We start from the raw sequence: 25,586 nt of genomic DNA, 5'->3' as shown, positions 1-25,586 counted from the left end.
TTCGGTGAACACAACATCAGTGAACGACAGCAATCAACTGTGGGAGCGGGCTTGCTCGCGAAAGCGGTGTGTCTGACACGTCAGTTTTGAATGTACTGACGCCTTCGCGAGCAAGCCCGCTCCCACAAGGGATTTTCGGTGAACACAACATCGGTGAACGACAGCTATCAACTGTGGGAGCGGGCTTTCTCGCGAAAGCGGTGTGTCTGACACGTCAGTTTTGAATGTACTGACGCCTTCGCGAGCAAGCCCACACACAAGTGATTTTCGGTGAACACAACATCAGTGAACGACAGCAATCAACTGTGGGAGCGGGCTTGCTCGCGAAAGCGGTGTGTCTGACACGTCAGTTTTGAATGTACTGACGCCTTCGCGAGCAAGCCCGCTCCCACAGGGGTTTGTGGTCAGATCGGTGATTGGTGCAGGCAAATGATATGCGGGTCATCATTCCAGTGCGGGAAACGCTTGGCGATCAGTGGGTCGTGGCCGGGGATGACGTGGTCTTCGCTGTCGGCCAGGCGGTCGATCTCGGTGAAGGCTTCGAGGGTTTGCGCCAGGTCATCGAGAATCGGAAACGGGCTGCGCTCACGAATGTTGACCCACAGGTGCGCGGCATCCGAGGCCAGCACAATCCAGCCGCGTCCGGTATTCACCCGCACGACCTGGCTGCCGGGCGTATGCCCGCCCACCGGGTGCAGGGTTACGCCTGGAACCACCTCGACGACGCCGTTGTGCAAACGCATCCGCCCTTCGAACAGCGGCGGCAGCGCCGACATCACGTCCTCGACTTCATACGTTTTGTTCACCGTACGATGGACCATTTTCGGCCCGGTGCAAAAGCGCAGTTCCGCTTCCTGCAAATGCACCGTCGCCGTCGGGAACAGCCCAAGGTTGCCGGCATGATCCCAGTGCAAATGGGTAAGGATCAGGTGCTCGACCCGGGCCGGATCGATGTCCAGTTGCCGCAGGGATTCTTCCGGCAGGCGGTACATCTGGCGATTGCGTCGGTCCGCCGTGGCCGGCTGGAAACAGGTGTCGACCACAATTACCTGTTGCTCGTTGCGGATGACCCAGAAGTAGTAGTCCAGTGGCATCGGCGCATTCGGATCACCGCAGCAGGCGTCGTAGAGAAAATTCTCCCTGGCGCTGCGCTGGGCGTTTGCGCCGACACGAATAGCGAACACTTCGTACACAGGCGTGGACATAAGCACCTCCGGGTTCAGGCGAGCGCCGTGGTTTTGAGGGTCGGACGGAAGTCGAAATCGATCTGGTCGCTGATGCCCAGGTCCCGGGCCAGCTTATGCAGACCGCTGTAGTCACGCATGATGGTCGCGTTCTTGTTGCTCTCGCGGGTGTCGGCAATGATCAGCGCCGCATCCTCGACCCCAAGCTGCGTCAGAATCGCCTCCCACATCGAGTAGTCCTGAGCGATAAAAGCACTCAGCGCCACCGACAGGTTGCGTGCGAAAAATTCCCGCTGAATGGGCTGCATGTTCGCGTACATGACCTTGGCCACTTCGGCCAGCACCTTGCTGTGGGCATATTCGTCGCGGTTGTGCAGTTCGGCCACGCGGCGGTTCTGCGGCTGGATGGTCTGGTCGTCCGCCAGCAAGTCCAGATAGGCATTGACGCTGATCTCGGCCACCACCGCAAAGGTGATCGCCGCCAGATCCCGCTGCCATTGCTCGGGCAGTGCTTCACGCTGCGCTTTCAGGCGCAGGTAAGTGACCGAGGGTGGCAAGTCCAGATCCTGATCCAGCGCCCGATCCAGCCGGGTCCGTTCGATCGCGCGCAGGTGCATCAACGTGTGGTAGTGCTCGTCGATCAGGGTTTGTTGCATGGCCTCGCGAAAATGCCAGTCGTCCTTGCCCAGGTACTGATTGGCAATCACGCTGAGGGCCGGATTGACGATGTGTTCTTCGGCGGTGACGGTGCGCAGGTTGTAGCCGATCCAGCCCCAAGTCACCACGCTGCTCTTGAGTTCGTCGCTCAAGGCCTGGAACTTCGGATGATGGAAGAACGGCACCATGCACTCCGGGTAATCCGGGCGCAGCGGGTCGAACGCTTCGTCGATCCGGGCCCTGTCCGGCGCACAAACGGAGGCACGCTTGGTCCAGGCCTGGTTGAGTCGCACGATCAGTTGATGATCGACCTGGGCGATCTCGATTGCTGTTTGCATGACGCGATACCTGTAATACGCGTACCCGCCAAGGGGTACGCCAAAAGAATGAAGGGCGCCGGAAATATCAGGCCAGCCAATAGCGGGTCAGGTTGCGCGCCGGGTCAGTGTAACGACTGCGGGCGTGGATCATGCGCCAGTTGTCCCAAATCAGCAGGCATCCGTCGGGAATCAGCACCGCAACGTTGTGCTCGACGAAGTACGCCTCGCCGAGCACGGCGAACCTGGCCAGCGGCGAGGTGCTGTTGGCGACCAGGGATTGTTGTAGAGCTTCCGTGGAAGGGTTTACATCGCCGTAGTGAAACTGGTTGTAGCTGAAGCGGAAAATATCCCCGTCCTCCGTAGGCGTGAGGATGTACTCCTTGACCCGCCGCTGTCCCGGTTCGCCCGGTTTGGCGGTGGCGACAAACTCTACCGGCGTGTCATCCAGCCACTCACGCAGTTCTGGTTCGCTGCGTTCCAGGGACTTGAGAAACTCATAGCCGTCCACCAATCCGGTGTGCCCACCGCCGCACGTGGCCTGTTTATGGCAATGCAACGCCAGGTAGCGCGGCGGCGGCCCATACACCGGTGCTTCGGTGTGCGGGCCGATGCCGTTCATGCTCTGGGAATACGGCAAGTCTTCGTAACCCGGCTTGCGGGTAATGGGAAAGGCCATCTGGCCATTGAACTGCGGAATGATCGGACCGAATTCGCGCAGGGTGCCTACGACATCATCGGCAAATTTTTCCGGGGTCAACACGGTCCAGCCCAGGGTCGACAGCTCTTCATGACGATGGCCGAGTGAAATGCAAGGTTGAGACGCAACAATCCCTTGATCTGACATGGTGAGATTCCTGGCAGGTGATCAGGCGTTTACGATTGAGGTGTAGGCGGCAATGAAGTCGCGGCAGGCGCCACCCGGTCGATAGTGCTGTTCATCGATGCTCTGCACCGGGGTAATTTCAGCGGCGGTGCCGGTGAGAAAACACTCATCGAAGTCGCCAAGCTCCGTAGGCAAAATCGTGCGTTCGACGACCTGGTAGTCCAGCGCCCTGGCCAGTTCGATCACGGTCTGGCGCGTGATGCCGTTGAGGAAGCAATCCGGGGTCGGCGTGTGCAAGGTCCGGCCTTTGACAAAAAACACATTGGCGCTGGTGGCTTCGGCGACGTGGCCGCGCCAGTCGAGCATCAGCGCGTCGTGGTAGCCCGTGTTCTCGGCGTCGTGCTTGCTCAGCGTGGCGATCTGGTAATGCCCGGAGGCCTTGGCTTCGAAGGGACTGCTGTTCGGCGGTGGGCGACGCCAGGTCGCGGTTTTCAAGCGGATGCCGGCCATGCGGGCCGCCGGGTCGAAGTAACTCGGCCATTGCCAGCAAGCGATGGCCACATGCACACGATTGAAACGCGCCGAGGTGGAAATCATCTCGCTGCCGCGCCAGGCCACCGGCCGCAGATAACCGTCGACGACCTGATTGCGTTGCAGCAATTGATGGCTGGCCGCTTCCAGTTCAGCCAGTTCATAGGGGATGACAAAGTCCATCATCCGGGCCGAGCGATACAACCGCTCGCTGTGCTCGCGCAGCTTGAAGATCTTGCCGTCATAGACCCGCTCGCCTTCATACACGGTGCTCGCGTAATGCAGGCCATGGGTCAGCACATGCAACTGCGCCCGGGACCACTCGACGAACTCGCCGTCGAGCCAGATAACGCCCTCGCGCTGATCAAACGGGATACTGCTCATTTCCATATCTCCCCATTGTTCATGATTTTTCCTACGCCGTTTCCAGCAACACAGGTATCAATTCCGGCACCGCAGTGAGCTCGGTCTGAAAGAAGAACGCACGCTCGCCGAAGGCCGGTTGCAAGTCGTCGAACCAGGTCACCTGCGGATCAAAGCGCGCGTAGAACGTGCGCAACACCCACTGCGGATCGCGTGCCTGGAGGAACTGCAGGACGAAGACCTTTTCCCCGGCGACAGTCTCGATGCCATTGATCAAGACCTTGCCGTAGAAGGTGCTCATGGACGGCCCGCGCACCGTTCGCGCCAGCCCCGACACCGTGCGGTACGCCGCCTGGAAGATCTCGAAGGCCCGGGCCAGCGGCATCGCAAAGTAGTGACTGGGGCCGGTATCACGCTCGACGAACATGTAATAAGGCACGGCTCCGAGCCGCACGCCTTCGGTCCACAGCGCCGCCCAATCGGCAGGGTTTTCGTTGATGTGGCGGATCACCGGTGCCTGCATGCGCACCGTCGCGCCCGTCGAGCGAATGCGCTCGATGGCTTGGCGGGCGATGACCTGGCGGATCTCCACCGGGTGGTTGTAGTGGCCCATGATCGACAGGTTTTTTCCCGCCGCGACGATGCGTTGGAACAGCTCCAGCAACTCGGGCGCATCCTTGTCACTGACAAACCGCTGTGGCCAGTACGCCACGGACTTGGTGCCGATGCGGATACTCTTGAGGTGTGGCAAACCCAGCAGCGGTTCGATGTAACCGGCCAGCGAGCGGGTGTTCATGATCATCGGGTCGCCACCGGTAATCAGCACGTCCGTGACTTCGCTGTGAACCTCCAGGTAACTCACCAGCTCCTGGGACTCACGGGCATTGAACTTGAGTTCTTCCTCGCCGATGAACTGCGCCCAGCGGAAACAGAAGGTGCAGTACGCATGACAAGTCTGCCCGGCACCGGGGAAAAACAGCACGGTTTCGCGGTACTTGTGCTGGATACCCGACAGGACTTTGCCGTTGAGGGTGGCGCCGTTGTGAGTCAACTGCCCGGCCGGATGCGGGTTCATGCGCAGCCAGATCGCCTCGATCCGGCGCTTGATCGCAGTACTGTCGTCCAGTTCGATCAGTTGTTTGAGCGAGGCATATTCGTCCGGCAGCAACATGTCTTTGTGCGGGAAGGTCATGCGGAAAACCGGATCGTCGGGAATGTTGTTCCAGTCGATCAGCGTGCCCAGCACGTATTCGTTGGTACGAAACGGCATGACCCGGGCCACCACGGTCATGGCTTCCTGCAATTCCGGCGTCAGCTTGTGCCAGTAGGGTGAGTCGCGGATGGTGCGTGAGTTATAGGGTCTGTAGCGTTCGTGCTCCGACAATCCTTGCATGGCCGCGCTCCTGGTGAATGCCCTGAGTGTTGTTAGGCGATGGCCGGCGCTTTGCGCTCTATGTCCATCCACGCCCGGACGCTGTCGCGATCCCACTGGCGACGCACATACGCCGCGAGCCGTGCCGGCACCGGATCACCGTTGGCAACCAGTCGGTTGAGCATGATTGCCAGGTCGGTGTCGGCAATGCTCCAGTCACCGAACAGATGCTCGGCGCCCTCTTCCAGCAAATGGTCGGCGACGAAGAACAGGCGCTCGGCGGCGGCTTGGGCCTCATCGGACAGCGCGGTGTTTTTCTTGCCGAAGTACACCAGGTCAAACGGCCGCTCCTTGCGCACCACCAGCAAGTCACTGCGCAACCAGGCCTGCAATTGACGGGCGCGTGGGCGCGCTGCTGGAAGTCCTGTGGATACAGTTTTTTATGCCCCGGGGAGAGCTCATCAAGGTATTCGGCAATCGCCGAAGATTCCGACAGGGCAAAACCTTCATGAACTAAAGTTGGAATTTTGCACGTCAGTGAAAGATCGCGATAACTCGCCAGATAGTTGTCGCGAGCTTTCAGATCAACTGTAACCAGTTCAAATGAAAGTTGCTTTTCCTTGAGCGCCACAAAAGCCGACATCGCAAAAGCGCTGACATAATCGGCGCCGACATACAGTTTTAGCTTCCTGTTTTCCATAAAACACTCCATTCATCAACTGCAGGAATTAACGTGCATTTGAAGTGATCCTAGTTAGTTGAATGAAGGCTGAATAGATACAGAATCTGTCCGTTTCAATCGATACAGAAAGTTTGTTTACGCAGGCAAACGCAGAGGCAAAAAGCAGGCTCGGGAGCAGGTCGTGAAGGAAATGAAAAACGTAGGAGCCGGCTTGCTGGCGATGGCGGTCTCAGGGACGCTATCGCCGGCAAGCCGGCTCCTACGAAAGCATTGTCGGGAGGAATTACGGCTGGGTGGTGATCAGGCCGTGGCTGTCGGCGAAGTTCGACAGCAATGCCATTTGCGGCATATTGCTCATGTTCAGCATCGCCAGAGGCTCGTATTTGCTGGTGTTGACGAAGCCATGCCGGGTCCAGGCCGGCACCAGCAGCACGTCGCCACTGTTGACGTTGACCCCGTCGGCATCACCGAGGGACAGCACGCCGCTGCCGCACTGGATGACAAACAGATGCCACCAGGAATGGGCATGGCCGTTGAGCGTCACACCGGGGTTCAGCCATTGCATGGCAATCGCCATCCCAGGAGTCACTTCACAACCCTCGATGCTTTTTTCGTGAGCCAACGCGACAATATCAACGTCGCTGGCTTCAAGGGTCTGACGCATACCGGCCAGCTCGCTGCCTTTCCAGACCTTTGGACTTAACGGTCGATGATGCAGGCTTTGACGAAAATCCTTATATGAAAAAAACGCACCTTGAAAGTTATCCATTTGCACGTCCCTTCTTCTTGTTATCCCTACTTTAGCGCTAAACATTAAGTTAACAGTTCAGCGCTGTAAAGTCGGACAACAGCTTACAACACCGATGGACGCAAGGCCGCAATCATGTCCACTTCTATCGCGGCATTCTTCGGTAACTGATAAACACCGACTGTGGTGCGCGTATGTTTACCGGCATCGCCCAGCACATGACTGAACACATCCGAGGCGCCGTTGGCCACTTCGCTCAAATCGACAAAATCCGCCGTGGACTTCACATAGACCGTTACCCGGATCAATGACTTGATCTTGTCCAGTGAACCAATGGCATCGACGATCAACGCCAACCCACGCATCGCACTGATGCTGGCGGCTGCTTGCGCATCGGCCATGTTCAGGTCCAGCCCGACCCGGCCGGGATAATGGATCTTGCCATTCATGCGCGGCACCAGGCCGCTGATATACAGCTCATCGTGATGACGGATCAGCGGTGCGTAATGCCCGCCAGCGGTGTTTTCGCCGTAGATGTCATAACCAAACTCCTTGGCCAGGGCGATGAAGCGTTCATCGCAGGTCATGTGCTGGATCATTGATCGAACCTCCTGATCAGAAATACAAAAACGTTGGCGCTTGCCTGTTCAACACACGGCGCGGGTGGACGGTGCCAGGCAAGTCACCTCGATGCGTGACTCAATCACCTCGGCCAGACGCAACAGGTCGTTGCTCAGTTGCCCGTAGTGTTCGTTGAACAGCACGATGTGGCCGATGAATGAGAAGTTGTCTTTGACCTGCGCGCTGACCGAGTCGCCGATGCGCTTGGCGTACTGGCCTTCCACCAGATCGATACACAGTGCGCGGGCCAGGGCCTCGATGTCAGGCGTCGAACGCAAGATGCCGCCGGCCGGCGCTTTGAGCAGGCGAATGCCGCAATAGCCGCGGGCCACTGGTTCATGCTGTTCGGTCTTGCCTTCCACCGCCCAGCGTACCCAGCGCTCCCACGGATCGAAATCGACGAAGGCGCGTTTGGCCAGGTCCCAGATGTGCATGCCACCGGGGCGCATGTTGGTTTCCACGGCGGAAGTCAGGTTGTTGCTGCGCAGGAATACTTCGTTGTGCCAGGCACCATTGTCCCGGGACACTAAACCGGACATATGCCGACCGGCTGCCATCAGACGCGCCTGTACCTCAGCCGCAAGCGGTGCGGGGACGACTTGCTGGATCTCTGCGCGGTAGGCGCCTTCGGTGGTGGTTTTTTCAGTCACCCAGGTGCTGCCGGCCACGTAGTCCCAACTGTATTCACGGGCGTTCTGCACCAGCTCTTCAAGGACGATGCCGCCTTCGCGATAAGGCTTCAGGGCGAGCCAGGCGTCATCGCATTCCGAAGGGTGATGGATAACGCGGCAGCCTCGGCTCGCCCCTTCGCAGGCCGGTTTGATGAAGGCCTTGCCGCCCAGTTCGACGACCCGCTGGCGCAGTTCCGGCAGGCTTTCGATCCGCGCGGAAAACACCGGCCGGTATTCTTCGGGGGCGGTGCTCGCCGCCGCTTCGAGGCGGCGGAAGATCTGCTTGTCCAGGCCCGCCCGTGCCTCGTCGGGAGTGATGCCCGGCAAACCGAAGTGACTGGCCAGCGCGGCGCCCAGCAGCACGCCACGATCGGAGAACGGCAGTACGCCGATCAGCTTCCAGCTGTCGGCATTCAGGCACCCGACGATCAGCTCAAGGGACGCGGCCACATCCTTCTCGGCCAGCGAAGTGCTGCAGACGTGATCGGCCACCTGATCATCATGGGGCTGAATTTTCTCGACCAGCAGGATGAGCCTGGCGTTGTAGAGCGACTTGCACAGCTCGCGCAGTTTCCGGATGTCGTGAACCCGATTACCGTTGTAACCGACCACTACCACGCATGAAGTCGTATTCATTGATGCCCCCGACCTGCTAAGTGAAATCCGCGACGGCGATGACTCAGTCATGCAACGACGCATTGGATTTACGGTTGAGCCAGTACCAGGCCAGGATCCCGCCGGCGCCGATGGCGGCGAGGACCAGCGCGTTGTACGGCGCCGGCACCACTCGCATGATCAACACGGTCAGCCCGGCCCCTACCCCCAGGGACACTTCCTTGACGAACATGTTGTTTTGCTTGACCGAGAAGTAATCGAGGTAGCTGAAGGCGCATTCGGCGATCGACAGCAGCGCTACCCAGATCAGTGCCCCGGCAAGGGTTTCGACGTGAAACGCCGCCGGCGACGACAGCACCGCAAACCCACCGACGATGATCCCGATCACCGCGAGCACCTTGAAGCGCCCGGTGCGCTCGATCATTTTCATCACCGGCACCTGGGCGAAGACCACCACGGCACTGTTGAGGATCAGCATCAAGCCGTACCAGGCCGGCAGCTCGCCGGTCTTGAGCAGGATCGCCTGGGGCAGGATCGAGAACACCCCGAACAGCTTGATGCCCATGATGATCCCGGCGATTACCCAGGGCAGTTTGTTGCCCCAGGTGCTGCCGGCCTGACTGGCCGGGCGGGCTGTCAGCGGTTCGGTGGTGAAGGTCGCACCGAGGGCGATCGGCAGGCACAGCAATACGAAGGCCGCCGCGCCGAGGAAAAACATCGTAGGTGTGAGCAATGGCGACAGCAGGATCAAACCGGCCACCAGGCTGCCCATGTTCATGGCCACGCGGTTGTAGGCCGCGCCTTCCTTGGTCTGCGCCGCTTCGCTCTTGATCAGGTAACCGGCAATGGCAATGCCGTAGGCGAACAGTGCGGCGGCAAACATCACCATGCCTTGATTGCTGGTCAGCGCCAGCAACACCAGGCCAAGGCCGGCACACAGCAGCGTGACGCTCAGGGAGCGACGGCCAAGCACCAGTAAAGTCAGGGGCAACAGCAGCAGCAAGGCGCGATAACCGAGGGCCAGGATGCTGTTGGTGGCGGTGTCGAGCCAGACGTTGGCCTTGCCCAGTACCGCGAACAGCGAGACAGCGGTGATGATCCGGATCGTGAATAACCGCAGGTTAATGACCGGCTTGGCCACCGCGACCGTTGTTTCGACACTCATGCAGCACCTCAGGAACCGGGTGAACGCCCGCCAATCAAGGCCGACATTCAGAAAAGTCTGTAAGAGCATGGTAGAGAGAGAGGCTTGTCCTGATCAGGGCAAGTTCGTATAGAATCCAACGAACTTTACTGCCGGAGAGACCAGTAAAATGCAGGTTCAACGCGCAGTCATTGCCGCCATTGAATTCCAGCCTGGCGTGCCGCTGGTGCAGCAGATCGTCGATCAGCTGACCCAGGCAATCAGCACGGGCGGCCTGCCCCATGGCGCCAAGCTGCCGCCGATTCGCGAACTCTCCGACTTGATGAACGTGGGCAAATCCACGGTGGTCGATGCGCTGGACCGCTTGCGGGCCAAGGGGCTGGTGGTGTCTCGCCAGGGCTCCGGGCATTACGTGCACCGCTCCGAAGCGGCGCTGAAAAGTGGCACCGGCCCGGATCTGCAACCCCAGGACACCCTCAGCGTGATTCGTCGCGCCTTGTTGCTGGACAACGGCGCGCTGCGCCCCGGCTGCGGCTTCCTGCCGACCTCGTGGCTACCCGCCGAAGAATTGCAGAAAGCCGTGCGCAGTACCCTGCGAGCGACGTCGTTGCGCATGGGCGAGTACGGCGTGGCCGGTGGTTACGTGCCGTTGCGCCAGGCCCTGCGGGTGAAACTGGCGACCTTCGGCATCGAAGCGCCGGTGGACCAGATCATCACCACGGCCAACACCATGCAGGCCATCGACCTGCTGATGCGCCTGCTGGTCAAACCCGGCGACACCGTGCTGCTCGACGATCCGTGCTACTTCAACATGCACGCCAACCTGGCGCTGCACGGGGCCAAAGTGATCACCATCGCCCGCGATTGCGACGGCATGGACCTCGACGCCTTCGAGCAACTGCTGATCGCCCACAAACCCGTGCTGTACATGACCAACAGCACGCTGCATAACCCCACCGGCCACTCGTTCACCCCGGCCCAGGTCTACCGCTTGCTGGAACTGAGCCACCGCCATGGTTTCCACATCGTCGAAGACGATCTGTACTGCGACATCCAGCAACGCCGCACCCCGCGCCTGGCGGCCAGCGGGCTGGACAACGTGAGTTATGTGTCGGGCTTCTCGAAGACCCTGACCGCCAACAGTCGGGTCAGCTACACCGTACTGTCACCGCAACTGGCAGCGCGAATGGTTGCCCTGAAAATGGCCTGCGGCGGCGTGACCTCGGAACTGGCGGAGCAGATCACCTGCACCATGCTCAGCGATGGCAGCTATGCCAAACATGCGCGGCGCACGGTGGATCGGTTGTATGAATCCAATAGTCGTGTGGCCGGTTGGCTGGCGGAGGCTGGGTGCTCGCTTTCCTCGTTGCCCGGCGAAGGTGTGTTTATCTGGGCGCGGTTACCGGAGGGCTTGCATGCCGAGAACCTGGCTCGCCAGGGGCTGGAGAACAAGATGGTATTGGCGCCGGGTACCTTGCTGAGCAAAGCCCCGAATGCCAGCCAGTTCCTGCGCTTCAACGTGGCTCACAGCGACAACTTGCAGGTGCGGGAACGGTTTTTCCGGTTGCTCGAAAAACCACTTAAGTAACTGACAGTCACCTCTTCTGTGGCGAGGGAGCTTGCTCCCGCTGGAGTGCGAAGCGCTCCCCTGCGTTCATTCAGAAACACCGCATCCGCAGACTTACGACTGCTGCGCAGCCGAACGGGAGCAAGCTCCCTCGCCACAGGCCCGCTGCCACAGGGGTTGCGGTGCCCAATGAGATCCCCGGCCACCGGATCGCTACGATTGCCGGCGCTTTTTTGTGTCTACACACTCGTGCAATGCCCCTCCATCTCCAGCCCAACAAGAGGTGAAGCCCAATGACCAATCCCCAAGACCTCAAAACCATCGGCCTCACCCCCTTCTCCTACCACGCCAACGACCCCCTGTTCCGCATCAACGCCGGTGTCCCGGTAACCGAAGCCCTCTACCACGCCTCCGACCTGCTCCACCTCGCAAAACTGCTCGCCTCAGATGCCGCCATGGTTCGCGACTCCGACCGACACGCCTGGGCCTCGCATTTTTTGCAGGACATGAGCAAGGCAATCATCGACGACGTGGTGAAGGTGCTCGATGCACCGTGTAACAACCGCGCGGGAATGAAAAAGCCCCGCGTTTCGTTTGAAACGCGGGGCTTTTCAGATATTCGACGATGTGATCAGACGACTGCCAGTCGATCAACCATATCCGGAAACTTCTCAACCAGCCTGATCAGCAAAGCGGCCTGAGCATTGGGCTTCGACTTTTCCTGCTCCCAGTTTCTCAGGGTGCTGGGACTGGTTCGAATTCGCTTGGCGAAAACAGCCTGGGACATGTGTAGCTTTTCCCGTAGCGCAACGATTTCTTGCGCCCCCACCTCAGGTGCAGGGATGTCCTCCACAACCGTATTGCGCAATGTAATCTTGCCTTCGCGTTGAGCCGCCATCTCATCAACGCCCTGCATCAACTCTGCAAACAGGTCGCGTTTTTTCATGGGGTACCTCGTTTTTTCAACTCTGTCTCTATGGCTTTCTTGAGCACCTTCTCTTGGTCGGCGGTCAAATTCTCAAGCTCATCTTTGTCATAAATTGCAAACATCCAGAACTGGCCATCATTCATAAGCCAATAATAGATAACCCGCAAGCCACCTCGCCTACCTTTACCTCGGCGTCCATCAGCCCAACGCAGCTTTCGGAAACCGCCTGTTCGAGGCATGACATCACCCGCTTGCGGGTTCAACTGCATGTGCGACTGCAACGCACGATACTCATCGTCCGTCAGATAATTACCAACGGTAGCAGTGAAAGATGTGGTTTCGAAGAATACGGTTCGCATTAGCCAACTATAAGCAAATTGCCTATAGTCAGGCAACCATCGAAACATCTACCTGACGAGCAGCCCTTGCGACTTCCCCCAACAAAAAGCCCCGCTCTTCTCTCGAAGGCGGGGCTTTTCTTTAAAGCATGTCCGACGCTTACGGCGCATACGTCAGCAGCAACTCGGTCGGCACTTTGAAGTCCAGGGACATCATCACGCTCAACGCGGTAATGGTGAAGATCGAGAACACGAACAGCTTGCGTGCCCAGACCGTGTCATCCACTGCCTTGTAACCGGTCCAGGCCATGTACAGCCAGTACATGCCCATGGCCGCGGCGACGGCGAGGTAGCTCATGCCGGCGTAGCCGCTGAAGGTCAGCATCAAGGTCGCCACGAGGAAGGCCAGGATGTAGATCAGGATGTGCTTCTTGGCCACCTGGATGCCGCGCTTCACTGGCAGCACCGGAATCGATGCGGCCAGGTAATCGTTGAAGCGGAAGATCGCGATGGCGTAGGAATGCGGCATCTGCCACAGGCTGAACATCACCAGCAGGGTCAGCGCGGCCATGTCGAAGGTGTTGCTGACGGCGACGTAGCCAATCACCGGCGGCATGGCGCCCGACAGACTGCCCACCAGCGTGCCGTGAACCGACTTGCGCTTGAGGTACAGGCTGTAGAAGCCGACATAGATCACGAAGCCGATGACTGCGAACAGCGCGGCCAATGGGTTGGCCACCTTGTACAACAGGGCAACGCCGGCGACACCCAGGACGGTCGCATAGATCAGGGCCAGTTTCAGGGAGATCAGGCCCTGGACCAGCACGCGGTTCTTGGTGCGTTCCATCTTCAGGTCGATGTCGCGGTCGATGCAGTTGTTGAACACGCAACCGGAGGCAACCACCAGGGACGTGCCGATCATGGCGGCCAGGAAGATGGCCAGATCGACATGCCCTTTGGAGGCCAGGAAAAATCCGCCTGCCACAGAAAGCACGTTACCGAAAATGATCCCCGGTTTGGTGATTTGGATAAAGTGCTTAAGGGACATGCGGATCTACCTCACTTCGCCATCATGAACGTGTGGATGCTGAACATGATCCACAGCGACAAGCCAACCAGCAGGACAATCACGATCGCGGCGAAAACAAACGCAATCACGTTGTTACGCTGCGCGGCCGAACGGTCCAGGTGGAGGAAGTACACCAGGTGCACCAGCACCTGGATGACGGCCATCGCGACGACGATCATCAGGGTGATCGACTTCGGCAGCGTCGGGTACATCACCAGACCGAACGGGATCAGGGTCAGGATCACCGACAGGATGAAACCGATGCCGTAGGACTTGACGCTGCCGTGACCGGCGTCGTGGCTGTCATGGCCATTTTGGGAATGAGCTGCGTTAGCCATTTACATAGTCCCCATCAGATAAACAACGGTGAATACGCAGATCCACACCACGTCCAGGAAGTGCCAGAACAGGCTCAGGCAACTCAGGCGGGTCTTGTTGGTCGCCGTCAGGCCGTTTTTCTGCACCTGGTACATCATGATCGCCATCCAGATCAGACCGCTGGTCACGTGCAGACCGTGGGTGCCGACCAGGGTGAAGAACCCGGACAGGAAGCCGGAACGGCTAGGGCCGTAGCCCTCGGAGATCAGCATGTGGAACTCGTTGATCTCCATGCCGATGAAGCCGGCACCGAACAGGAAGGTCATGGCCAACCAGCCCAGGACCTGCTTCTTGTTGCCCTTGAAGAACGCCAGCATGGCGAAGCCGTAGGTGATCGAACTGAACAGCAGCAGAGCGGTTTCGCCCAGTACGTATGGCAGTTCGAAGATGTCGTGGCCCGACGGGCCACCCGCTACGTTGTTAACCAGTACCGCGTACGCCGCGAAGATCGACGCAAACAGAATGCAGTCGGTCATCAGGTAGAGCCAGAAACCGAATACGGTCATCTCGCCCGAGTCGTGGTGATGGTCATCATGCCCATGTCCATCGACATGGGTGTGTCCAGCATTGGTCACTAAGTTCGACATGGTTTAAGCCTGTTCCAACGAGGTTTCAACACGGGTGGCGGTGGCCGGGATTTTCCCTGCCGCAACCAGACGCTTGTGCTGCTCGGCTTCGATGCGCTCGATCACGTCGACCGGCACCATATAGCCTTGATCATCACGGGCCGCGTGGATCACGAAGTAGATCACGGTGCCGGCCAGGCCAGCGATTGCCAGCCACCAGATGTGCCAGATCATCGCGAAACCGAACACGGTCAACAGAGCACCCATGACCACACCGGTCGCGGTGTTGTTTGGCATGTGGATCGGCTCGTACTTGGCCGGGGCCTTGTACGCGGTGCCGTTTTCCTTGGCTTCGGTGAACGGGTCGACAACGTCGGCTTTTGGCAGCACGGCGAAGTTGTAGAACGGAGGTGGCGACGAGGTCGACCATTCCAGGGTGTGTGCATTCCACGGGTCGCCGTGTTCGCACATGTTTTCCGGCTTGTTGCGGTCACGCACGCTGACGTACAGCTGGATCAGCTGGCAGGCGATACCCACGGCAATCATCACCGCACCGAACATGGCGACGTACAGGTACGGCACCCACTCAGGGTTGGTGGTGGCGTTCAGGCGACGGGTCATGCCCATGAAGCCCAGAGCGTAGAGCGGCATGAACGCGACGAAGAAGCCGCTGATCCAGAACCAGAACGCTGCCTTGCCCCAACCTTCGTGCAGCTTGAAGCCGAACGCTTTAGGGAAGTAGAAGCCGAAGCCGGCGATGTAACCGAATACCGCACCGCCGATGATCACGTTGTGGAAGTGCGCGATCACGAACAGGCTGTTGTGCAGAACGAAGTCGGCACCCGGGATGGCCAGCAGTACGCCGGTCATGCCGCCGATGGCGAAGGTCACCATGAAGCCCAGGGTCCACAGCACCTGGCTGGTGAAACGCAGACGGCCCTGGTAGATGGTGAACAGCCAGTTGAACAGCTTCACACCCGTCGGGATGGAAATCAGCATCGTCGCCAGACCGAAGAAGGCGTTGACGCTGGCACCCGAACCCATGGTGAAGAAGTGGTGCAGCCAAACCATGAAGCCCAGGATCGAGATTGCGCCCGATGCGTAGACCATCGAGTGGTGGCCGAACAGTTTCTTGCCGGTGAAGGTCGAGATGACTTCGGAGAAGATACCGAACGCTGGCAGGATCAGGATGTACACCTCAGGGTGACCCCACGCCCAGAACAGGTTCACGTACATCATCGGATTGCCACCAAGTTCATTGGTGAAAATGTGGAAATCCATGTAACGGTCAAGCGTCAGCAGTGCCAGGGTAGCGGTCAGGATCGGGAACGAAGCCACGATCAGGACGTTGGCCCAGGTGCAGGTCCAGGTGAAGATCGGCATGTCCATCAGCTTCATGCCTGGGGTACGCATTTTCAGTACGGTGGCCAGGAAGTTGACCCCCGTCAGCGTCGTACCTAGCCCGGATAGCTGTAGCGCCCAGATGTAGTAGTCCATCCCCACGCCAGGGCTGTATTGCAGGCCCGACAGCGGCGGATAGGCAACCCAGCCGGTCTTGGCGAATTCGCCGACGCCCAGGGACAGGTTGATCAGCACTACGCCGGAAACCAGCAGCCAGAAGCTCAGGGAGTTCAGGAACGGGTAGGCAACGTCACGCGCGCCGATCTGCAGCGGCACCGCAAGGTTCATCAGGCCGGTGAAGAATGGCATCGCCATGAAGATGATCATGATCACACCGTGAGCGGTGAAGATCTGGTCATAGTGTTCAGGTGGCAGGTAGCCAGGCGAACCCTCGGTGGCCATGGCCAACTGGGTACGCATCATGATGGCGTCGGCAAAGCCGCGCAGCAGCATGACCATGGCGACGATGATGTACATCACGCCGATTTTCTTGTGGTCGACCGACGTCAGCCACTCGGTCCACAGGTAGGTCCACTTCTTGAAGTAGGTGATTGCAGCGAACAACGCCAGACCACCGAGCGCGATCATGGAGATGGTTATCATCACGATCGGTTCGTGGAACGGGATCGCTTCCCAACTTAATTTACCAAACATCGTTTACTCCTCTGCCCCGGCAGCTGAATGCGAACTCGAGTCCATCCCTTCCATCTGGGCCACTTCTTTCTCTGCTTTCTCGTGCTTGACCTTAGGACCTGGTTTCATGCCTTCATACTTGTCGACGATGGTCTGGAACAGGTTCGGCGTCACCGAGGAGTAGAGCTCGACTGGGTTGTTCTGGCTCTGCTTGGAAAGGTTCGCGTATTCAGCTTGTTCAAGCTGTTTAGGTGCCTTTTTGACTTCACTTACCCAGGCGTCGAATTCTTCCTGAGTAGTTGCGATCGCTTTGAATTTCATACCGGTGAAACCAGCGCCGCTGTAGTTGGCGGAGATACCGTCCATCTCAGCGTTCTCGTTGGCGATCAGGTGCAGCTTGGTCTGCATGCCCGCCATCGCGTAGATCTGGCCACCCAGAGCAGGGATGAAGAACGAGTTCATCACGGCGTCGGAAGTGATCTTGAAGTTGATCGGGGTGTGCGCCGGGAACACGATCTTGTTGACCGTGGCGATGCCTTGTTCCGGGTAGATGAACAGCCACTTCCAGTCCAGCGCGACCACTTCGATGGTCACAGGCTTGACGTCGGATTCCAGCGGCTTGTACGGGTCCAGAGCGTGGGTCGATTTGTAGGTGACATAACCCAGGGCAATGATGATCAGTACTGGAACGGCCCACACCGCGATCTCGATCTTGGTGGAGTGGTTCCATTTCGGGGTGTAGGTGGCGTTGGTGTTGGACGCGCGGTATTTCCAGGCGAACAGGAAGGTCATGACGATGACCGGCACCACGACCAACAGCATCAGCAGCGTTGCGGTGATGATCAGGTTTCGCTCGTCCAGACCAACCTGGCCCTTGGGATTGAGCAAGGTCATGTTGCAGCCTGACAGCAACAACGTGCCGATCAGCGGCAATAAGCCTAGTAGTCTGGGGTACCTGTTTTTACTCATCTCACGACCTCTAAAGCAGCTTGCGCAATGCAGTTGGGTTTTGATCGCCAACACTTCACCCTGCCAAGGGTTGGCATTTTTCTTGGATTGAATAAGGGCATGCCCGTCGTGCGTCAGACGCTGTACGACAAATCCTGGGCGTGCGGTGAGTTCTTATTCGAATTCGTGGTCAAAGGCCTTGTTACAGACCAATTCCATTTGGTGCGGATAGTTGGAGGCTCCGACACCTGGGCATCGCATGAAGCCACCAGACCTCTCGACACCCTGTTCCTGCTCAAGCCTGGTTAAGATTTGAGCAGTGTCGGGAATTCAGTGCGGGCGATTGTAGATATGTAACGCCCTATAAACCATGTCTCATCCCGAAATAATTTTTATCCGAACCGGCAACAATCATTAACCGTTTTCGCAAAAGTGGCGCATCTTATCGAAATTAATTCTCAACAAAAACACCAAAATAAGTAGGCCTACCACCCACAGTTCAGACAGTATCGGGTGGCGCTTCACTGCCCTTTACCTTGTCCAAGGCCCGATATGACGGGGGCTCTGGCCATTCGCCAGACGCTGTTAAAACTGTCTGTTCGTACCTGGAACGGAAAAAACCGCAAGCCTGCAAAACAGCCCAATTTCGTTACGTTTCCATGTACCAATCCGGTCCCCCTCAACGCCCTGCGACACCGGCTCTGTGACAACATGTCGCACATGTGTCGCACCCTTGGCTGTCGCACATCACGGTCTTTTTACCTGGCCCCTGAAATGCCCCCGGCAAGACAAAAAAAGCCCCGGCCCTCTCTGCGAGGGCCGGGGCTTTTATTGTCCGACAATGCGTGGCGGTAGATGACCTCAGCGCAGCGCTTTGCGGTTACGCGACGTCAGCACAGGCACCAGCACCACGATCAGCACGAAGGCAACCAGCGCCCACTGCGCCAGCGACAGACCGAGGATCGGCGGGTATGGCGTGGAGCAGAAACCGTCGACCTGGAAACCCAGCGGGAAGATCTTCGCCAGTGGCAGATCATCGACAATCGGCTGCAGTACATCGATGCCGCAGCTGACCGCAGGATAGAACTGCGTAAAGACGTGATGCCCGGCAACGCCTGCGCCAGCCAGCGCGCAGATCACCACCAGGGTTTCGAACACCGTGATGCTGCGACGGTTGCGCATGGCGGCGCCGATGAAGGCGAAGATCGCGATCAGCAGCAACGCATAACGCTGCAGGATGCACAGCGGGCAAGGCGCCTCACCCAGAACAATTTGCATGTACAGCGCGCCGCCGATCAGCGCCAGGCAAATGATGCCCAACAACACCAGATAGCGCCGTTCACGCCCCAACCGCATGGATTCATCGCTCATCGCGTTTCCCTTGAAGATATCGATTGCCCGCCAGTCTACACGCTGGCCCGGACCTTTGAGAGTCTGGAGCGTGTGAGGGGGATTCGGGGGGGAATAGACGATAAGGCGGTTAAGGAGGGATTAACTTTCCAGCTTTTTTCAATTCAGAACCGAGGTGTGGCATTCGCGAGCAAGCCCGCTCCCACAGGAGGAACGCATTCCAAATTGTGGGGGCGGGCTTGCTCGCGAAGCAGGCGACTCGGTCTCCCGAGCCGCCGCAACCCCTTACTCCAGCGCCGCTGCCGGCCCGAAGAACTCATAACGGCTTTGCTTCTCCGGCACACCCAGCGCCTTCAGGTGGCGTTTGATCGCGGCCATGAAACCTTTCGGCCCCAGGAAGTAAGCATCCACGTCACGCTGCTCCGGCAGCCATGCATGCAACTGCTGCTGGCTCAACATCCCGACCTTGTGCGCCACCGGGCTCACCCCGTCGTCTTCGGCATAGCAGTAGAAGCGCTTGAGTTGCGGGTGACGCTCGGCCAGGCCATCGATCCAGTCGCGGAAGGCATGCACGCTGCCATTGCGCGCGCAGTGGATGAAATGCACCGGCCGCCGGGTTTCCAGCGCCGCTTCGAGCATCGCCAGGGTCGGGGTGATGCCGACACCGCCGCTGATCAGCACCAACGGCTTGTCGCTGGCGGTCAGGGTGAACTCGCCCGATGGCGGGAACAACTGGATGCTCGCCCCGACATGCAGCTGGTCATGCAGGTAGTTCGAGGCGCGGCCTCCGGCTTCACGTTTGACGCTGATGCGGTACTGGCCGTTGTTCGCCAGCGCCGACAGCGAGTAGTTACGGCGGATCTCTTCACCGTCGAGGATCAGTTTCATGCCGATGTACTGGCCGGGTTCTGCCACCAGGATCGGACCTTTGTCCGCAGGTTCAAAGTAGAACGAAGTGATCTCGGCGCTCTCCTCGACCTTGCCTGCCACGATGAATTCCCGCGCCCCGCGCCAGCCGCCCGGTGCCTGTTCCTTCTGGTCGTAGATGCTGGTTTCGGCGCCGATCAGGATGTCCGCCAGTTGGCCGTACGCCGCACCCCAGGCCGCGATCACTTCCGCGGTGGCGATCTCTTCGCCCAGCACTTCGGCGATGGCCCGCAGCAGGCAGGCGCCGACAATCGGGTAGTGCTCCGGCAGAATCTGCAGGGCCACGTGCTTGTTGATGATCTTGGCCACCAGGTCGCCCAACTGGTCGAGCTGGTCGATATGGCGCGCATACATCAATACACCGTTGGCCAAGGCTCGCGGCTGATCACCACTGGCCTGGTGGGCCTGATTGAACAACGGGCGGACTTGCGGGTATTCGGAGAGCATCATGCGGTAGAAGTGCGTGATCAGCGCCTCGCCACCGCTTTCGAGCAGCGGCACGGTGGATTTGACGATGGCACGGTCTTGAGCGCTCAGCATAAGGTGACTCCTGGTCTTCTTGGGTTGCTAACGGATTACCCTATGCTTATCAGCTTACGTGCCAACTATTTAATCCTAATAAATCAATATGTTAAAAACTTAATAGTCATTTAGACAGCGCCTGCTTTATAGTCATACCGACTACATGGAGTCACTATGACTGCAAAATCCCTGCTCACTGCCCTGCTGCCCCTGGTCTCCGATCTGTCCCGCGAACTGCCCGAGGGCGAGCGTTATCGCCGCCTGCTGGAAGCCATGCGCGCCCTGCTCCCATGCGACGCCGCCGCCCTCCTGCGCCTTGATGGTGAATGGCTGGTGCCACTGGCCGTCGACGGCCTGAGTACCGACACCCTCGGTCGGCGCTTCAAGGTCAGCGAGCACCCACGTTTCGAAGCGCTGCTCAGCGGCCCCGGCCCGACCCGATTCGCTGCCGACAGCGACTTGCCAGACCCCTATGACGGCCTGGTCGATGGCCTGGATGATCATCTGGAAGTTCACGACTGCATGGGTTGCCCCTTGTTCATCGACGAGCGCCCATGGGGTCTGCTGACCCTCGACGCCCTCGATCCCGAGCGCTTCGAACCGATCGAACTGGATGCCCTGCAAGCCTTCGCCAGCCTCGCGGCCGCCACGGTCAACGCCGCCGAGCGCATCGAGCGCTTGAACATCCGGGTCGAAGATGAACATCAACGCGCCGAGGTCTACCGCCAGGCCAGCGGCCAGCAGAATCGCGAGATGATTGGCCAGAGCAAGGCCCATAAAAGGCTGGTCGAAGAAATCCGCCTGGTGGGCGGCAGCGACCTGACCGTGTTGATCACGGGTGAAACCGGGGTCGGCAAGGAGTTGGTGGCCCAGGCCATCCATGCCGCCTCGCCCCGCGCCGACAAGCCGATCATCAGCCTCAACTGCGCCGCATTGCCCGATACCCTGGTGGAAAGCGAGTTGTTCGGCCATGTCCGCGGCGCCTTTACCGGGGCGATGAACGACCGCCGTGGCAAGTTCGAGCTGGCCAATGGCGGCACGCTGTTTCTCGATGAAGTCGGTGAGTTGTCGCTGACCGTGCAGGCCAAGTTGCTGCGGGTGCTGCAGAGCGGCCAGCTGCAGCGACTGGGTTCGGACAAGGAGCATCAGGTCGACGTGCGTCTGATCGCGGCGACCAACCGCGACCTCGCCGAAGAAGTGCGCAGCGGCCGCTACCGCGCCGACTTCTATCACCGCCTCAGTGTTTACCCGCTGCTGGTCCCGGCCCTGCGCGATCGCGGGCGCGATGTGCTGCTGCTCAGCGGTTATTTCCTGGAGCAGAACCGCTCGCGCATGGGCCTCAACAGCCTGCGCCTGAACAGCGATGCCCAAGCCGCGCTGCTGGCCTACGACTGGCCCGGCAACGTGCGCGAGCTGGAACACCTGATCGGCCGTAGCGCCTTGAAAGCCCTGGGCAACTGCAAGGAACGGCCGAAGATTCTCAGCCTGAGCGCCGCCGACCTGGACTTGCCCGACGCCAGCGTTGAAACCACTGCCGAGCAACCCGTCGCCGCCGTTACGCCAATGGTGACCGGCGACTTGCGCGAGGCCACCGAGCATTATCAGCGCCAATTGATCGGTGCCTGCCTGGAACGGCACAACAACAACTGGGCAAGTGCGGCCCGTGAGCTAGGCTTGGATCGGGCGAACCTGGGGCGGATGGCCAAGCGGTTGGGGATGAAATAGCGTCGCTATAGGGTGAGTGAAGTCTTTGTGGCGAGGGGGCTTGCCCCCGTTGGGTCGCGAAGCGGCCCCAGCTTTCCACCAATCAAACCGAATCGCCGGATTTACGACCGCTTCGCGGCCGAACGGGGGCAAGCCCCCTCGCCACAATGGTCCACCGTTTGACCCAAGATCGGTATTGCCCCTAAAGCCTGCCCCCGACAAGTCGATAACCCGGCATCGAAGTCATTGGCGATCCTGTGATCGCCCGCCACCTTTTTCCAGAGAAGGTTCATATGTCCTCCACCAAAGCCCGCGCAGACTCACTTTCGCTTCTGCTGTTTACCTTGCGCAGCGGCAAGCTGATGGCAATCAACCTGCTCAAGGTCAGTGAAATCATTCCCTGCCCGCCGCTGACCCGGCTGCCGGAGTCGCACCCCCACGTCAAAGGCATCGCCACCCTGCGCGGTGCCTCGCTGTCGGTGATCGACCTCAGCCGCGCCATTGGCGAGCGCCCGCTGGAAGACCCGAACGGCGGCTGCCTGATCGTCACCGACGTCAGCCGCTCCAAGCAGGGCCTGCACGTGCAGGCCGTGAGCAAGATCGTCCATTGCCTGACCACCGACATTCGCCCGCCGCCCTTCGGCTCCGGTGGCTTGCGCGCCTACATCACTGGTGTGACGTCGGTCGATGGCACTCTGGTGCAAGTGCTGGACATCGAAAAAGTCATCCACGGCATCGCCCCGGCGCAAATCGAAATGGCCCCGACCGAACTGAGCATGGAAGACGCCGAACTGCTCGGCAACGCGCGCATCCTGGTGGTCGATGACAGCCAGGTGGCCTTGCAGCAATCGGTGCACACCCTGCGTAACCTCGGCCTGCAATGCCATACGGCCCGCAGCGCCAAGGAAGCCATCGACTGCCTGCTGGACCTGCAAGGCACCGCGCAGCAGATCAACCTGATCGTCTCGGACATCGAAATGTCGGAGATGGACGGCTACGCCTTCACCCGTACCCTGCGGGAAACTCCGGATTTCGCCCATCTATATGTACTGCTGCACACCTCGCTGGACAGTGCGATGAATGCCGAGAAAGCACGATTGGCAGGGGCGAACGCGGTGCTGACCAAGTTCTCTTCGCCGGAATTGACCCAGTGCCTGATCACCGCGGCCAAGGCTGTCGCCGAACAGGGTTATTGAGTGTTGAACGAAGAATTCTGCTGGCTGATGCGGCGCGACCTTTCTGTCGTCGTGCCGCCTCCCGATTGGCCGGTTGGCCTGCAACTGAGCAAATACCGCCCCGAACTGTCCACCGCCGTGCACCGGCTGATGGAGTTCGGTTATCTCGACGGTGGTGGTCGTGTCGCCGCGCTGGAGATGTGGCAACGGCAGTTCGAAACCGATCCGGAATATGACCCGGCCCTGTGCTTGATTGCCCAGGATGCCGGAGAAGTGGTGGGCGTGTGTCAGTGCTGGACCAGTGCCTATATCAAGAACCTGGTGGTGCACCCGCGGTTTCAGGGACGAGGGTTGGGGCGTGCATTGTTGTTGCATGCATTCAAGATGTTCCAGCAGCGGCGTGAGGGTTTCGTGGACCTCAAGGTCCGTGAAGACAATCTTCGGGCGCGGCGCTTGTATGAAAGCGTCGGGATGTATGCAGTCCGCCGGGAGCCGGTTCCGCTCTGATACCGCCTTCGCGAGCAAGCCCGCTCCCACAGGTTACCCGTCGTACACAAAATCTGTGGCCACACTCGACCACTGTGGGAGCGGGCTTGCTCGCGAAGAGGCTGACACAACCACCACAAAACCTTCAGGCATACTCCTGCCTTGGCCATTCAGCCCAAGGAAGCCTGAACAATGAAAGCAGCAACCCTGACTATTCTCTGCCTCACCGCCCTCGCCACCCAGGCCCACGCCTCCAGCCCCGACGCCTGGGCCGCCTACGACAAAGCCGTACTCGCCAGTTGCACCAAGGCCAGCGGCCTGAAGGATGCCAAACCCGTGGGCAACGCCGCGCAGTTCGATGACCGGGTCGGCTACACCGCACTGCTGCTCCATGGCCAGTACCCGCAAAAACACATGAAAGGCGCCCAAGGCACCGAACTGTGCCTCTACAACAAAAAGAGCAAAACCGCGTACGTCACCGAATGGGACTCCATCCGCACGGCCGGCAAGTCCAACTGAGTGGCGCATAACTTGCTTCGATAGCGGCTTTCGTGGCGGCATTCTGTCGCCATGTCATGCCCTGTGATGCGAATCAACATTCAATGAGTATGAGATTTTCCTGCGTAGGCTGCGGCAAATGCTGCAACGACCACCATGTACCCCTGACCCTGAGCGAAGCCCGGATGTGGGCGGCCGACGGAGGTCAGGTGATCGTGCTGGTGGAGGCGTTTCTGGACAACGGCCTGGGCCTGCCGGTGCACCAACGGGAACACGCCGAGCGCCGTTCGGCGGCGGTGTGCAGCGGCGGATCCAAGGCGTATGTGGCCATCACCTTCGCCGCCTACAATGTCGGCCCCTGCCGAAATCTTGACGAAGACAACCTCTGCCGCATCTACGAACGCCGGCCGTTGGTATGCCGCATCTATCCGATGGAAATCAATCCGCACATTGCGCTGAACACCACCATCAAGGAGTGCCCGCCAGAGTCATGGGAAACAGGGCCGGACTTGATAGTCGGCGGCAATCTGGTCGACCGGGAGTTATCGGAACTGATCCAGCGCTCCCGCCAGGCGGATCGCGATGACATTCAGACCAAGGATGCGATTTGCGCCTTGCTGGGCATTCGCACGACAGCCCTGAAGGGGGACGGCTTTACCGCTTATCTGCCGGATATGGTGGAGTTCGCCACGATCGTCGATGAACTGGCGGGACAAACTTTGCCTGAGTGGGGCAGCGAATGGCTGTTTCATGTGTCGGGGGACGATATTGCCGGGCAAGTGCTGGACGCAGGTGCACAAGTGGCGACGGATGCGCCGGCGAATTACTCGTTTATATCGTTGCGGGCGGTTTGATTCGGGATTTGCAGTGTTTATGCCGGCTCCTTCGCGAGCAAGCCCGCTCCCACAGGGGACCGCGTTCTTTCATGAGAATGCGATCAGATGTGGGAGCGGACTTGCTCGCGAAGACGGCAGATCAGACGCCGCGGTGATAAAAACTCAGCGCTTGCCCATCGACCGACGCGTCCCCGGCGGTGCCATGCCCGGCGTCTTGGTGTGGCCGTTCTTGGCACCGTTCTTGTACCACGGCTGGTTGGAGCCCTTGGCGGCTGCCAGCTCACCCGGCTTGAAGGGGAACTTGAACGCCGGGATCTCGGCTTTGGTTTCGCTGTCGGCGCTGGAGTCGACGCTGTCTGGCAGCTCTGCCTGCACGTCGCTCAGGGCGTCGGCGACCGGCGGTTGTTTCGGGGAAGTCATGAAAGCTCCGGGTGGTGCATGAAGTGTCGGGCCCGGTGAGCGAGCCGCATGTCACAGTATAAGAAGTGCCGCAGTATAACTGGATGACGCCCCGCAAGCTGCAAGCTTG

At 59.5% G+C, this 25,586-nt stretch carries 26 protein-coding genes and 2 pseudogenes; 8 read left to right on the top strand and 20 right to left on the bottom strand.

The annotated features are described in order from the left end of the window. Window positions 1-404: 404 nt before the first annotated feature. From KGA88_RS04660 to KGA88_RS04615, 10 genes and pseudogenes are all read right to left on the bottom strand, one after another. Window positions 405-1,205 (bottom strand): N-acyl homoserine lactonase family protein, encoded by an 801-nt coding sequence (locus KGA88_RS04660; protein ID WP_223589252.1) that lies wholly within the window; start codon window positions 1,203-1,205, stop codon window positions 405-407. A gap of 14 nt (window positions 1,206-1,219) precedes the next feature. Beyond that, a complete protein-coding gene (locus KGA88_RS04655; protein ID WP_223589249.1) occupies window positions 1,220-2,179 on the bottom strand; it encodes a diiron oxygenase in 960 nt (319 codons plus the stop codon). Between the two features lie 67 nt (window positions 2,180-2,246). Beyond that, complete coding sequence (locus KGA88_RS04650; protein ID WP_223589247.1) at window positions 2,247-3,005, bottom strand: TauD/TfdA family dioxygenase; 759 nt, start codon at window positions 3,003-3,005, stop codon at window positions 2,247-2,249. A 21-nt stretch (window positions 3,006-3,026) separates the two neighbouring features. Continuing rightward, window positions 3,027-3,899, bottom strand: a complete 873-nt coding sequence (locus KGA88_RS04645; protein WP_223589244.1) for a branched-chain amino acid aminotransferase — start codon at window positions 3,897-3,899, stop codon at window positions 3,027-3,029. A 31-nt stretch (window positions 3,900-3,930) separates the two neighbouring features. Continuing rightward, window positions 3,931-5,271: a KamA family radical SAM protein gene (locus KGA88_RS04640; RefSeq protein ID WP_223589242.1), complete on the bottom strand. Its 1,341-nt coding sequence runs from the start codon at window positions 5,269-5,271 to the stop codon at window positions 3,931-3,933. Between the two features lie 32 nt (window positions 5,272-5,303). After that, window positions 5,304-5,950, bottom strand: a pseudogene (gene yfcF, locus KGA88_RS04635) (glutathione transferase). A 265-nt stretch (window positions 5,951-6,215) separates the two neighbouring features. Beyond that, on the bottom strand, window positions 6,216-6,701 hold the full coding sequence (locus tag KGA88_RS04630; RefSeq protein ID WP_110660590.1) for a cupin domain-containing protein: 486 nt from the start codon (window positions 6,699-6,701) through the stop codon (window positions 6,216-6,218). Between the two features lie 83 nt (window positions 6,702-6,784). Next, window positions 6,785-7,279 (bottom strand): RidA family protein, encoded by a 495-nt coding sequence (locus KGA88_RS04625; protein ID WP_102701083.1) that lies wholly within the window; start codon window positions 7,277-7,279, stop codon window positions 6,785-6,787. Between the two features lie 48 nt (window positions 7,280-7,327). Next, window positions 7,328-8,608, bottom strand: a complete 1,281-nt coding sequence (locus tag KGA88_RS04620) for a biotin carboxylase (RefSeq protein WP_223589239.1) — start codon at window positions 8,606-8,608, stop codon at window positions 7,328-7,330. Window positions 8,609-8,651: 43 nt separating this feature from the next. Next, window positions 8,652-9,752, bottom strand: a complete 1,101-nt coding sequence (locus KGA88_RS04615; RefSeq protein ID WP_223589236.1) for a hypothetical protein — start codon at window positions 9,750-9,752, stop codon at window positions 8,652-8,654. A 148-nt stretch (window positions 9,753-9,900) separates the two neighbouring features. Here KGA88_RS04615 and KGA88_RS04610 point away from each other — a divergent pair, with 148 nt between their 5' ends. Both KGA88_RS04610 and KGA88_RS04605 read left to right on the top strand, forming a co-directional pair. After that, window positions 9,901-11,319, top strand: coding sequence for a PLP-dependent aminotransferase family protein (locus KGA88_RS04610; protein ID WP_223589234.1), 1,419 nt, complete (start codon window positions 9,901-9,903; stop codon window positions 11,317-11,319). Window positions 11,320-11,591: 272 nt separating this feature from the next. Next, window positions 11,592-11,867, top strand: a pseudogene (locus KGA88_RS04605) (DUF3077 domain-containing protein); the annotation flags it as partial. Window positions 11,868-11,929: 62 nt separating this feature from the next. On the opposite strand, the gene KGA88_RS04600 reads toward KGA88_RS04605, so the two are convergent. From KGA88_RS04600 to cyoA, 7 genes are all read right to left on the bottom strand, one after another. Then, window positions 11,930-12,244, bottom strand: coding sequence for a helix-turn-helix domain-containing protein (locus tag KGA88_RS04600; RefSeq protein WP_007970375.1), 315 nt, complete (start codon window positions 12,242-12,244; stop codon window positions 11,930-11,932). Then, the gene (locus tag KGA88_RS04595) at window positions 12,241-12,585 is read right to left on the bottom strand and encodes a hypothetical protein (RefSeq protein WP_033047368.1); all 345 of its coding nucleotides are present in this window, start codon (window positions 12,583-12,585) and stop codon (window positions 12,241-12,243) included. The genes KGA88_RS04600 and KGA88_RS04595 overlap by 4 nt, the downstream gene beginning before the upstream one ends. Before the next feature lie 139 nt (window positions 12,586-12,724). Then, complete coding sequence (gene cyoE / locus KGA88_RS04590; RefSeq protein WP_007986830.1) at window positions 12,725-13,612, bottom strand: heme o synthase; 888 nt, start codon at window positions 13,610-13,612, stop codon at window positions 12,725-12,727. Window positions 13,613-13,623: 11 nt separating this feature from the next. Further along, window positions 13,624-13,971: a cytochrome o ubiquinol oxidase subunit IV gene (gene cyoD, locus KGA88_RS04585; protein WP_110660133.1), complete on the bottom strand. Its 348-nt coding sequence runs from the start codon at window positions 13,969-13,971 to the stop codon at window positions 13,624-13,626. Beyond that, window positions 13,972-14,598, bottom strand: coding sequence for a cytochrome o ubiquinol oxidase subunit III (locus tag KGA88_RS04580; RefSeq protein WP_110660132.1), 627 nt, complete (start codon window positions 14,596-14,598; stop codon window positions 13,972-13,974). Window positions 14,599-14,601: 3 nt separating this feature from the next. Continuing rightward, window positions 14,602-16,632, bottom strand: a complete 2,031-nt coding sequence (gene cyoB, locus KGA88_RS04575) for a cytochrome o ubiquinol oxidase subunit I (RefSeq protein WP_110660131.1) — start codon at window positions 16,630-16,632, stop codon at window positions 14,602-14,604. 3 nt (window positions 16,633-16,635) lie between these two features. Beyond that, window positions 16,636-17,580 carry a ubiquinol oxidase subunit II gene (cyoA, locus tag KGA88_RS04570; RefSeq protein ID WP_110660130.1) on the bottom strand — a complete coding sequence of 315 codons (945 nt, stop codon included), beginning with the start codon at window positions 17,578-17,580 and terminating at the stop codon, window positions 16,636-16,638. A gap of 27 nt (window positions 17,581-17,607) precedes the next feature. Between cyoA and KGA88_RS04565 the strand changes: the two genes are divergently transcribed. After that, the gene (locus tag KGA88_RS04565) at window positions 17,608-17,868 is read left to right on the top strand and encodes a hypothetical protein (protein WP_110660129.1); all 261 of its coding nucleotides are present in this window, start codon (window positions 17,608-17,610) and stop codon (window positions 17,866-17,868) included. Window positions 17,869-18,420: 552 nt separating this feature from the next. On the opposite strand, the gene KGA88_RS04560 is transcribed toward KGA88_RS04565, so the two are convergent. Together KGA88_RS04560 and hmpA are read right to left on the bottom strand one after the other, a co-directional pair. Next, complete coding sequence (locus KGA88_RS04560) at window positions 18,421-18,930, bottom strand: disulfide bond formation protein B (protein WP_110660128.1); 510 nt, start codon at window positions 18,928-18,930, stop codon at window positions 18,421-18,423. Window positions 18,931-19,194: 264 nt separating this feature from the next. Continuing rightward, complete coding sequence (gene hmpA, locus KGA88_RS04555) at window positions 19,195-20,376, bottom strand: NO-inducible flavohemoprotein (RefSeq protein ID WP_223589231.1); 1,182 nt, start codon at window positions 20,374-20,376, stop codon at window positions 19,195-19,197. 156 nt (window positions 20,377-20,532) lie between these two features. Between hmpA and norR the strand changes: the two genes are divergently transcribed. From norR to KGA88_RS04530, 5 genes are all read left to right on the top strand, one after another. Further along, entirely contained in the window at window positions 20,533-22,083 is a 1,551-nt protein-coding gene (gene norR / locus KGA88_RS04550) for a nitric oxide reductase transcriptional regulator NorR (protein ID WP_223589228.1), read from the top strand. Window positions 22,084-22,355: 272 nt separating this feature from the next. Next, window positions 22,356-23,258 carry a chemotaxis protein CheV gene (locus KGA88_RS04545; RefSeq protein WP_007970363.1) on the top strand — a complete coding sequence of 301 codons (903 nt, stop codon included), beginning with the start codon at window positions 22,356-22,358 and terminating at the stop codon, window positions 23,256-23,258. Between the two features lie 27 nt (window positions 23,259-23,285). Continuing rightward, complete coding sequence (locus KGA88_RS04540; protein WP_223589259.1) at window positions 23,286-23,744, top strand: GNAT family N-acetyltransferase; 459 nt, start codon at window positions 23,286-23,288, stop codon at window positions 23,742-23,744. Window positions 23,745-23,915: 171 nt separating this feature from the next. Further along, window positions 23,916-24,242: a hypothetical protein gene (locus KGA88_RS04535; RefSeq protein WP_110659393.1), complete on the top strand. Its 327-nt coding sequence runs from the start codon at window positions 23,916-23,918 to the stop codon at window positions 24,240-24,242. An 83-nt stretch (window positions 24,243-24,325) separates the two neighbouring features. Then, on the top strand, window positions 24,326-25,075 hold the full coding sequence (locus tag KGA88_RS04530; RefSeq protein ID WP_223589225.1) for a YkgJ family cysteine cluster protein: 750 nt from the start codon (window positions 24,326-24,328) through the stop codon (window positions 25,073-25,075). A 144-nt stretch (window positions 25,076-25,219) separates the two neighbouring features. Here the strand turns inward: KGA88_RS04530 and KGA88_RS04525 are convergent, their stop codons facing one another. Further along, window positions 25,220-25,477 carry a hypothetical protein gene (locus tag KGA88_RS04525; RefSeq protein WP_103394221.1) on the bottom strand — a complete coding sequence of 86 codons (258 nt, stop codon included), beginning with the start codon at window positions 25,475-25,477 and terminating at the stop codon, window positions 25,220-25,222. Between the last annotated feature and the right edge of the window lie 109 nt (window positions 25,478-25,586).

Origin of the sequence: Pseudomonas sp. A-R-19 (genome assembly GCF_019956575.1) — a bacterium.
Taxonomy (GTDB): Bacteria; Pseudomonadota; Gammaproteobacteria; order Pseudomonadales; family Pseudomonadaceae; genus Aquipseudomonas.
Note: the sequence above shows the minus strand (reverse complement) of the source record. Positions and strands in the feature narration are given on the sequence as shown.

What these genes read in the sequence shown, in the direction of transcription:
- KGA88_RS04660 (WP_223589252.1), bottom strand. Translation starts at nt 1,205, where the DNA reads ATGTCCACGCCTGTGTACGAAGTGTTCGCTATTCGTGTCGGCGCAAAC.
- KGA88_RS04655 (WP_223589249.1), bottom strand. Translation starts at nt 2,179, where the DNA reads ATGCAAACAGCAATCGAGATCGCCCAGGTCGATCATCAACTGATCGTG.
- KGA88_RS04650 (WP_223589247.1), bottom strand. Translation starts at nt 3,005, where the DNA reads ATGTCAGATCAAGGGATTGTTGCGTCTCAACCTTGCATTTCACTCGGC.
- KGA88_RS04645 (WP_223589244.1), bottom strand. Translation starts at nt 3,899, where the DNA reads ATGAGCAGTATCCCGTTTGATCAGCGCGAGGGCGTTATCTGGCTCGAC.
- KGA88_RS04640 (WP_223589242.1), bottom strand. Translation starts at nt 5,271, where the DNA reads ATGCAAGGATTGTCGGAGCACGAACGCTACAGACCCTATAACTCACGC.
- KGA88_RS04630 (WP_110660590.1), bottom strand. Translation starts at nt 6,701, where the DNA reads ATGGATAACTTTCAAGGTGCGTTTTTTTCATATAAGGATTTTCGTCAA.
- KGA88_RS04625 (WP_102701083.1), bottom strand. Translation starts at nt 7,279, where the DNA reads ATGATCCAGCACATGACCTGCGATGAACGCTTCATCGCCCTGGCCAAG.
- KGA88_RS04620 (WP_223589239.1), bottom strand. Translation starts at nt 8,608, where the DNA reads ATGAATACGACTTCATGCGTGGTAGTGGTCGGTTACAACGGTAATCGG.
- KGA88_RS04615 (WP_223589236.1), bottom strand. Translation starts at nt 9,752, where the DNA reads ATGAGTGTCGAAACAACGGTCGCGGTGGCCAAGCCGGTCATTAACCTG.
- KGA88_RS04610 (WP_223589234.1), top strand. Translation starts at nt 9,901, where the DNA reads ATGCAGGTTCAACGCGCAGTCATTGCCGCCATTGAATTCCAGCCTGGC.
- KGA88_RS04600 (WP_007970375.1), bottom strand. Translation starts at nt 12,244, where the DNA reads ATGAAAAAACGCGACCTGTTTGCAGAGTTGATGCAGGGCGTTGATGAG.
- KGA88_RS04595 (WP_033047368.1), bottom strand. Translation starts at nt 12,585, where the DNA reads ATGCGAACCGTATTCTTCGAAACCACATCTTTCACTGCTACCGTTGGT.
- cyoE (WP_007986830.1), bottom strand. Translation starts at nt 13,612, where the DNA reads ATGTCCCTTAAGCACTTTATCCAAATCACCAAACCGGGGATCATTTTC.
- cyoD (WP_110660133.1), bottom strand. Translation starts at nt 13,971, where the DNA reads ATGGCTAACGCAGCTCATTCCCAAAATGGCCATGACAGCCACGACGCC.
- KGA88_RS04580 (WP_110660132.1), bottom strand. Translation starts at nt 14,598, where the DNA reads ATGTCGAACTTAGTGACCAATGCTGGACACACCCATGTCGATGGACAT.
- cyoB (WP_110660131.1), bottom strand. Translation starts at nt 16,632, where the DNA reads ATGTTTGGTAAATTAAGTTGGGAAGCGATCCCGTTCCACGAACCGATC.
- cyoA (WP_110660130.1), bottom strand. Translation starts at nt 17,580, where the DNA reads ATGAGTAAAAACAGGTACCCCAGACTACTAGGCTTATTGCCGCTGATC.
- KGA88_RS04565 (WP_110660129.1), top strand. Translation starts at nt 17,608, where the DNA reads ATGCAGTTGGGTTTTGATCGCCAACACTTCACCCTGCCAAGGGTTGGC.
- KGA88_RS04560 (WP_110660128.1), bottom strand. Translation starts at nt 18,930, where the DNA reads ATGAGCGATGAATCCATGCGGTTGGGGCGTGAACGGCGCTATCTGGTG.
- hmpA (WP_223589231.1), bottom strand. Translation starts at nt 20,376, where the DNA reads ATGCTGAGCGCTCAAGACCGTGCCATCGTCAAATCCACCGTGCCGCTG.
- norR (WP_223589228.1), top strand. Translation starts at nt 20,533, where the DNA reads ATGACTGCAAAATCCCTGCTCACTGCCCTGCTGCCCCTGGTCTCCGAT.
- KGA88_RS04545 (WP_007970363.1), top strand. Translation starts at nt 22,356, where the DNA reads ATGTCCTCCACCAAAGCCCGCGCAGACTCACTTTCGCTTCTGCTGTTT.
- KGA88_RS04540 (WP_223589259.1), top strand. Translation starts at nt 23,286, where the DNA reads ATGCGGCGCGACCTTTCTGTCGTCGTGCCGCCTCCCGATTGGCCGGTT.
- KGA88_RS04535 (WP_110659393.1), top strand. Translation starts at nt 23,916, where the DNA reads ATGAAAGCAGCAACCCTGACTATTCTCTGCCTCACCGCCCTCGCCACC.
- KGA88_RS04530 (WP_223589225.1), top strand. Translation starts at nt 24,326, where the DNA reads ATGAGTATGAGATTTTCCTGCGTAGGCTGCGGCAAATGCTGCAACGAC.
- KGA88_RS04525 (WP_103394221.1), bottom strand. Translation starts at nt 25,477, where the DNA reads ATGACTTCCCCGAAACAACCGCCGGTCGCCGACGCCCTGAGCGACGTG.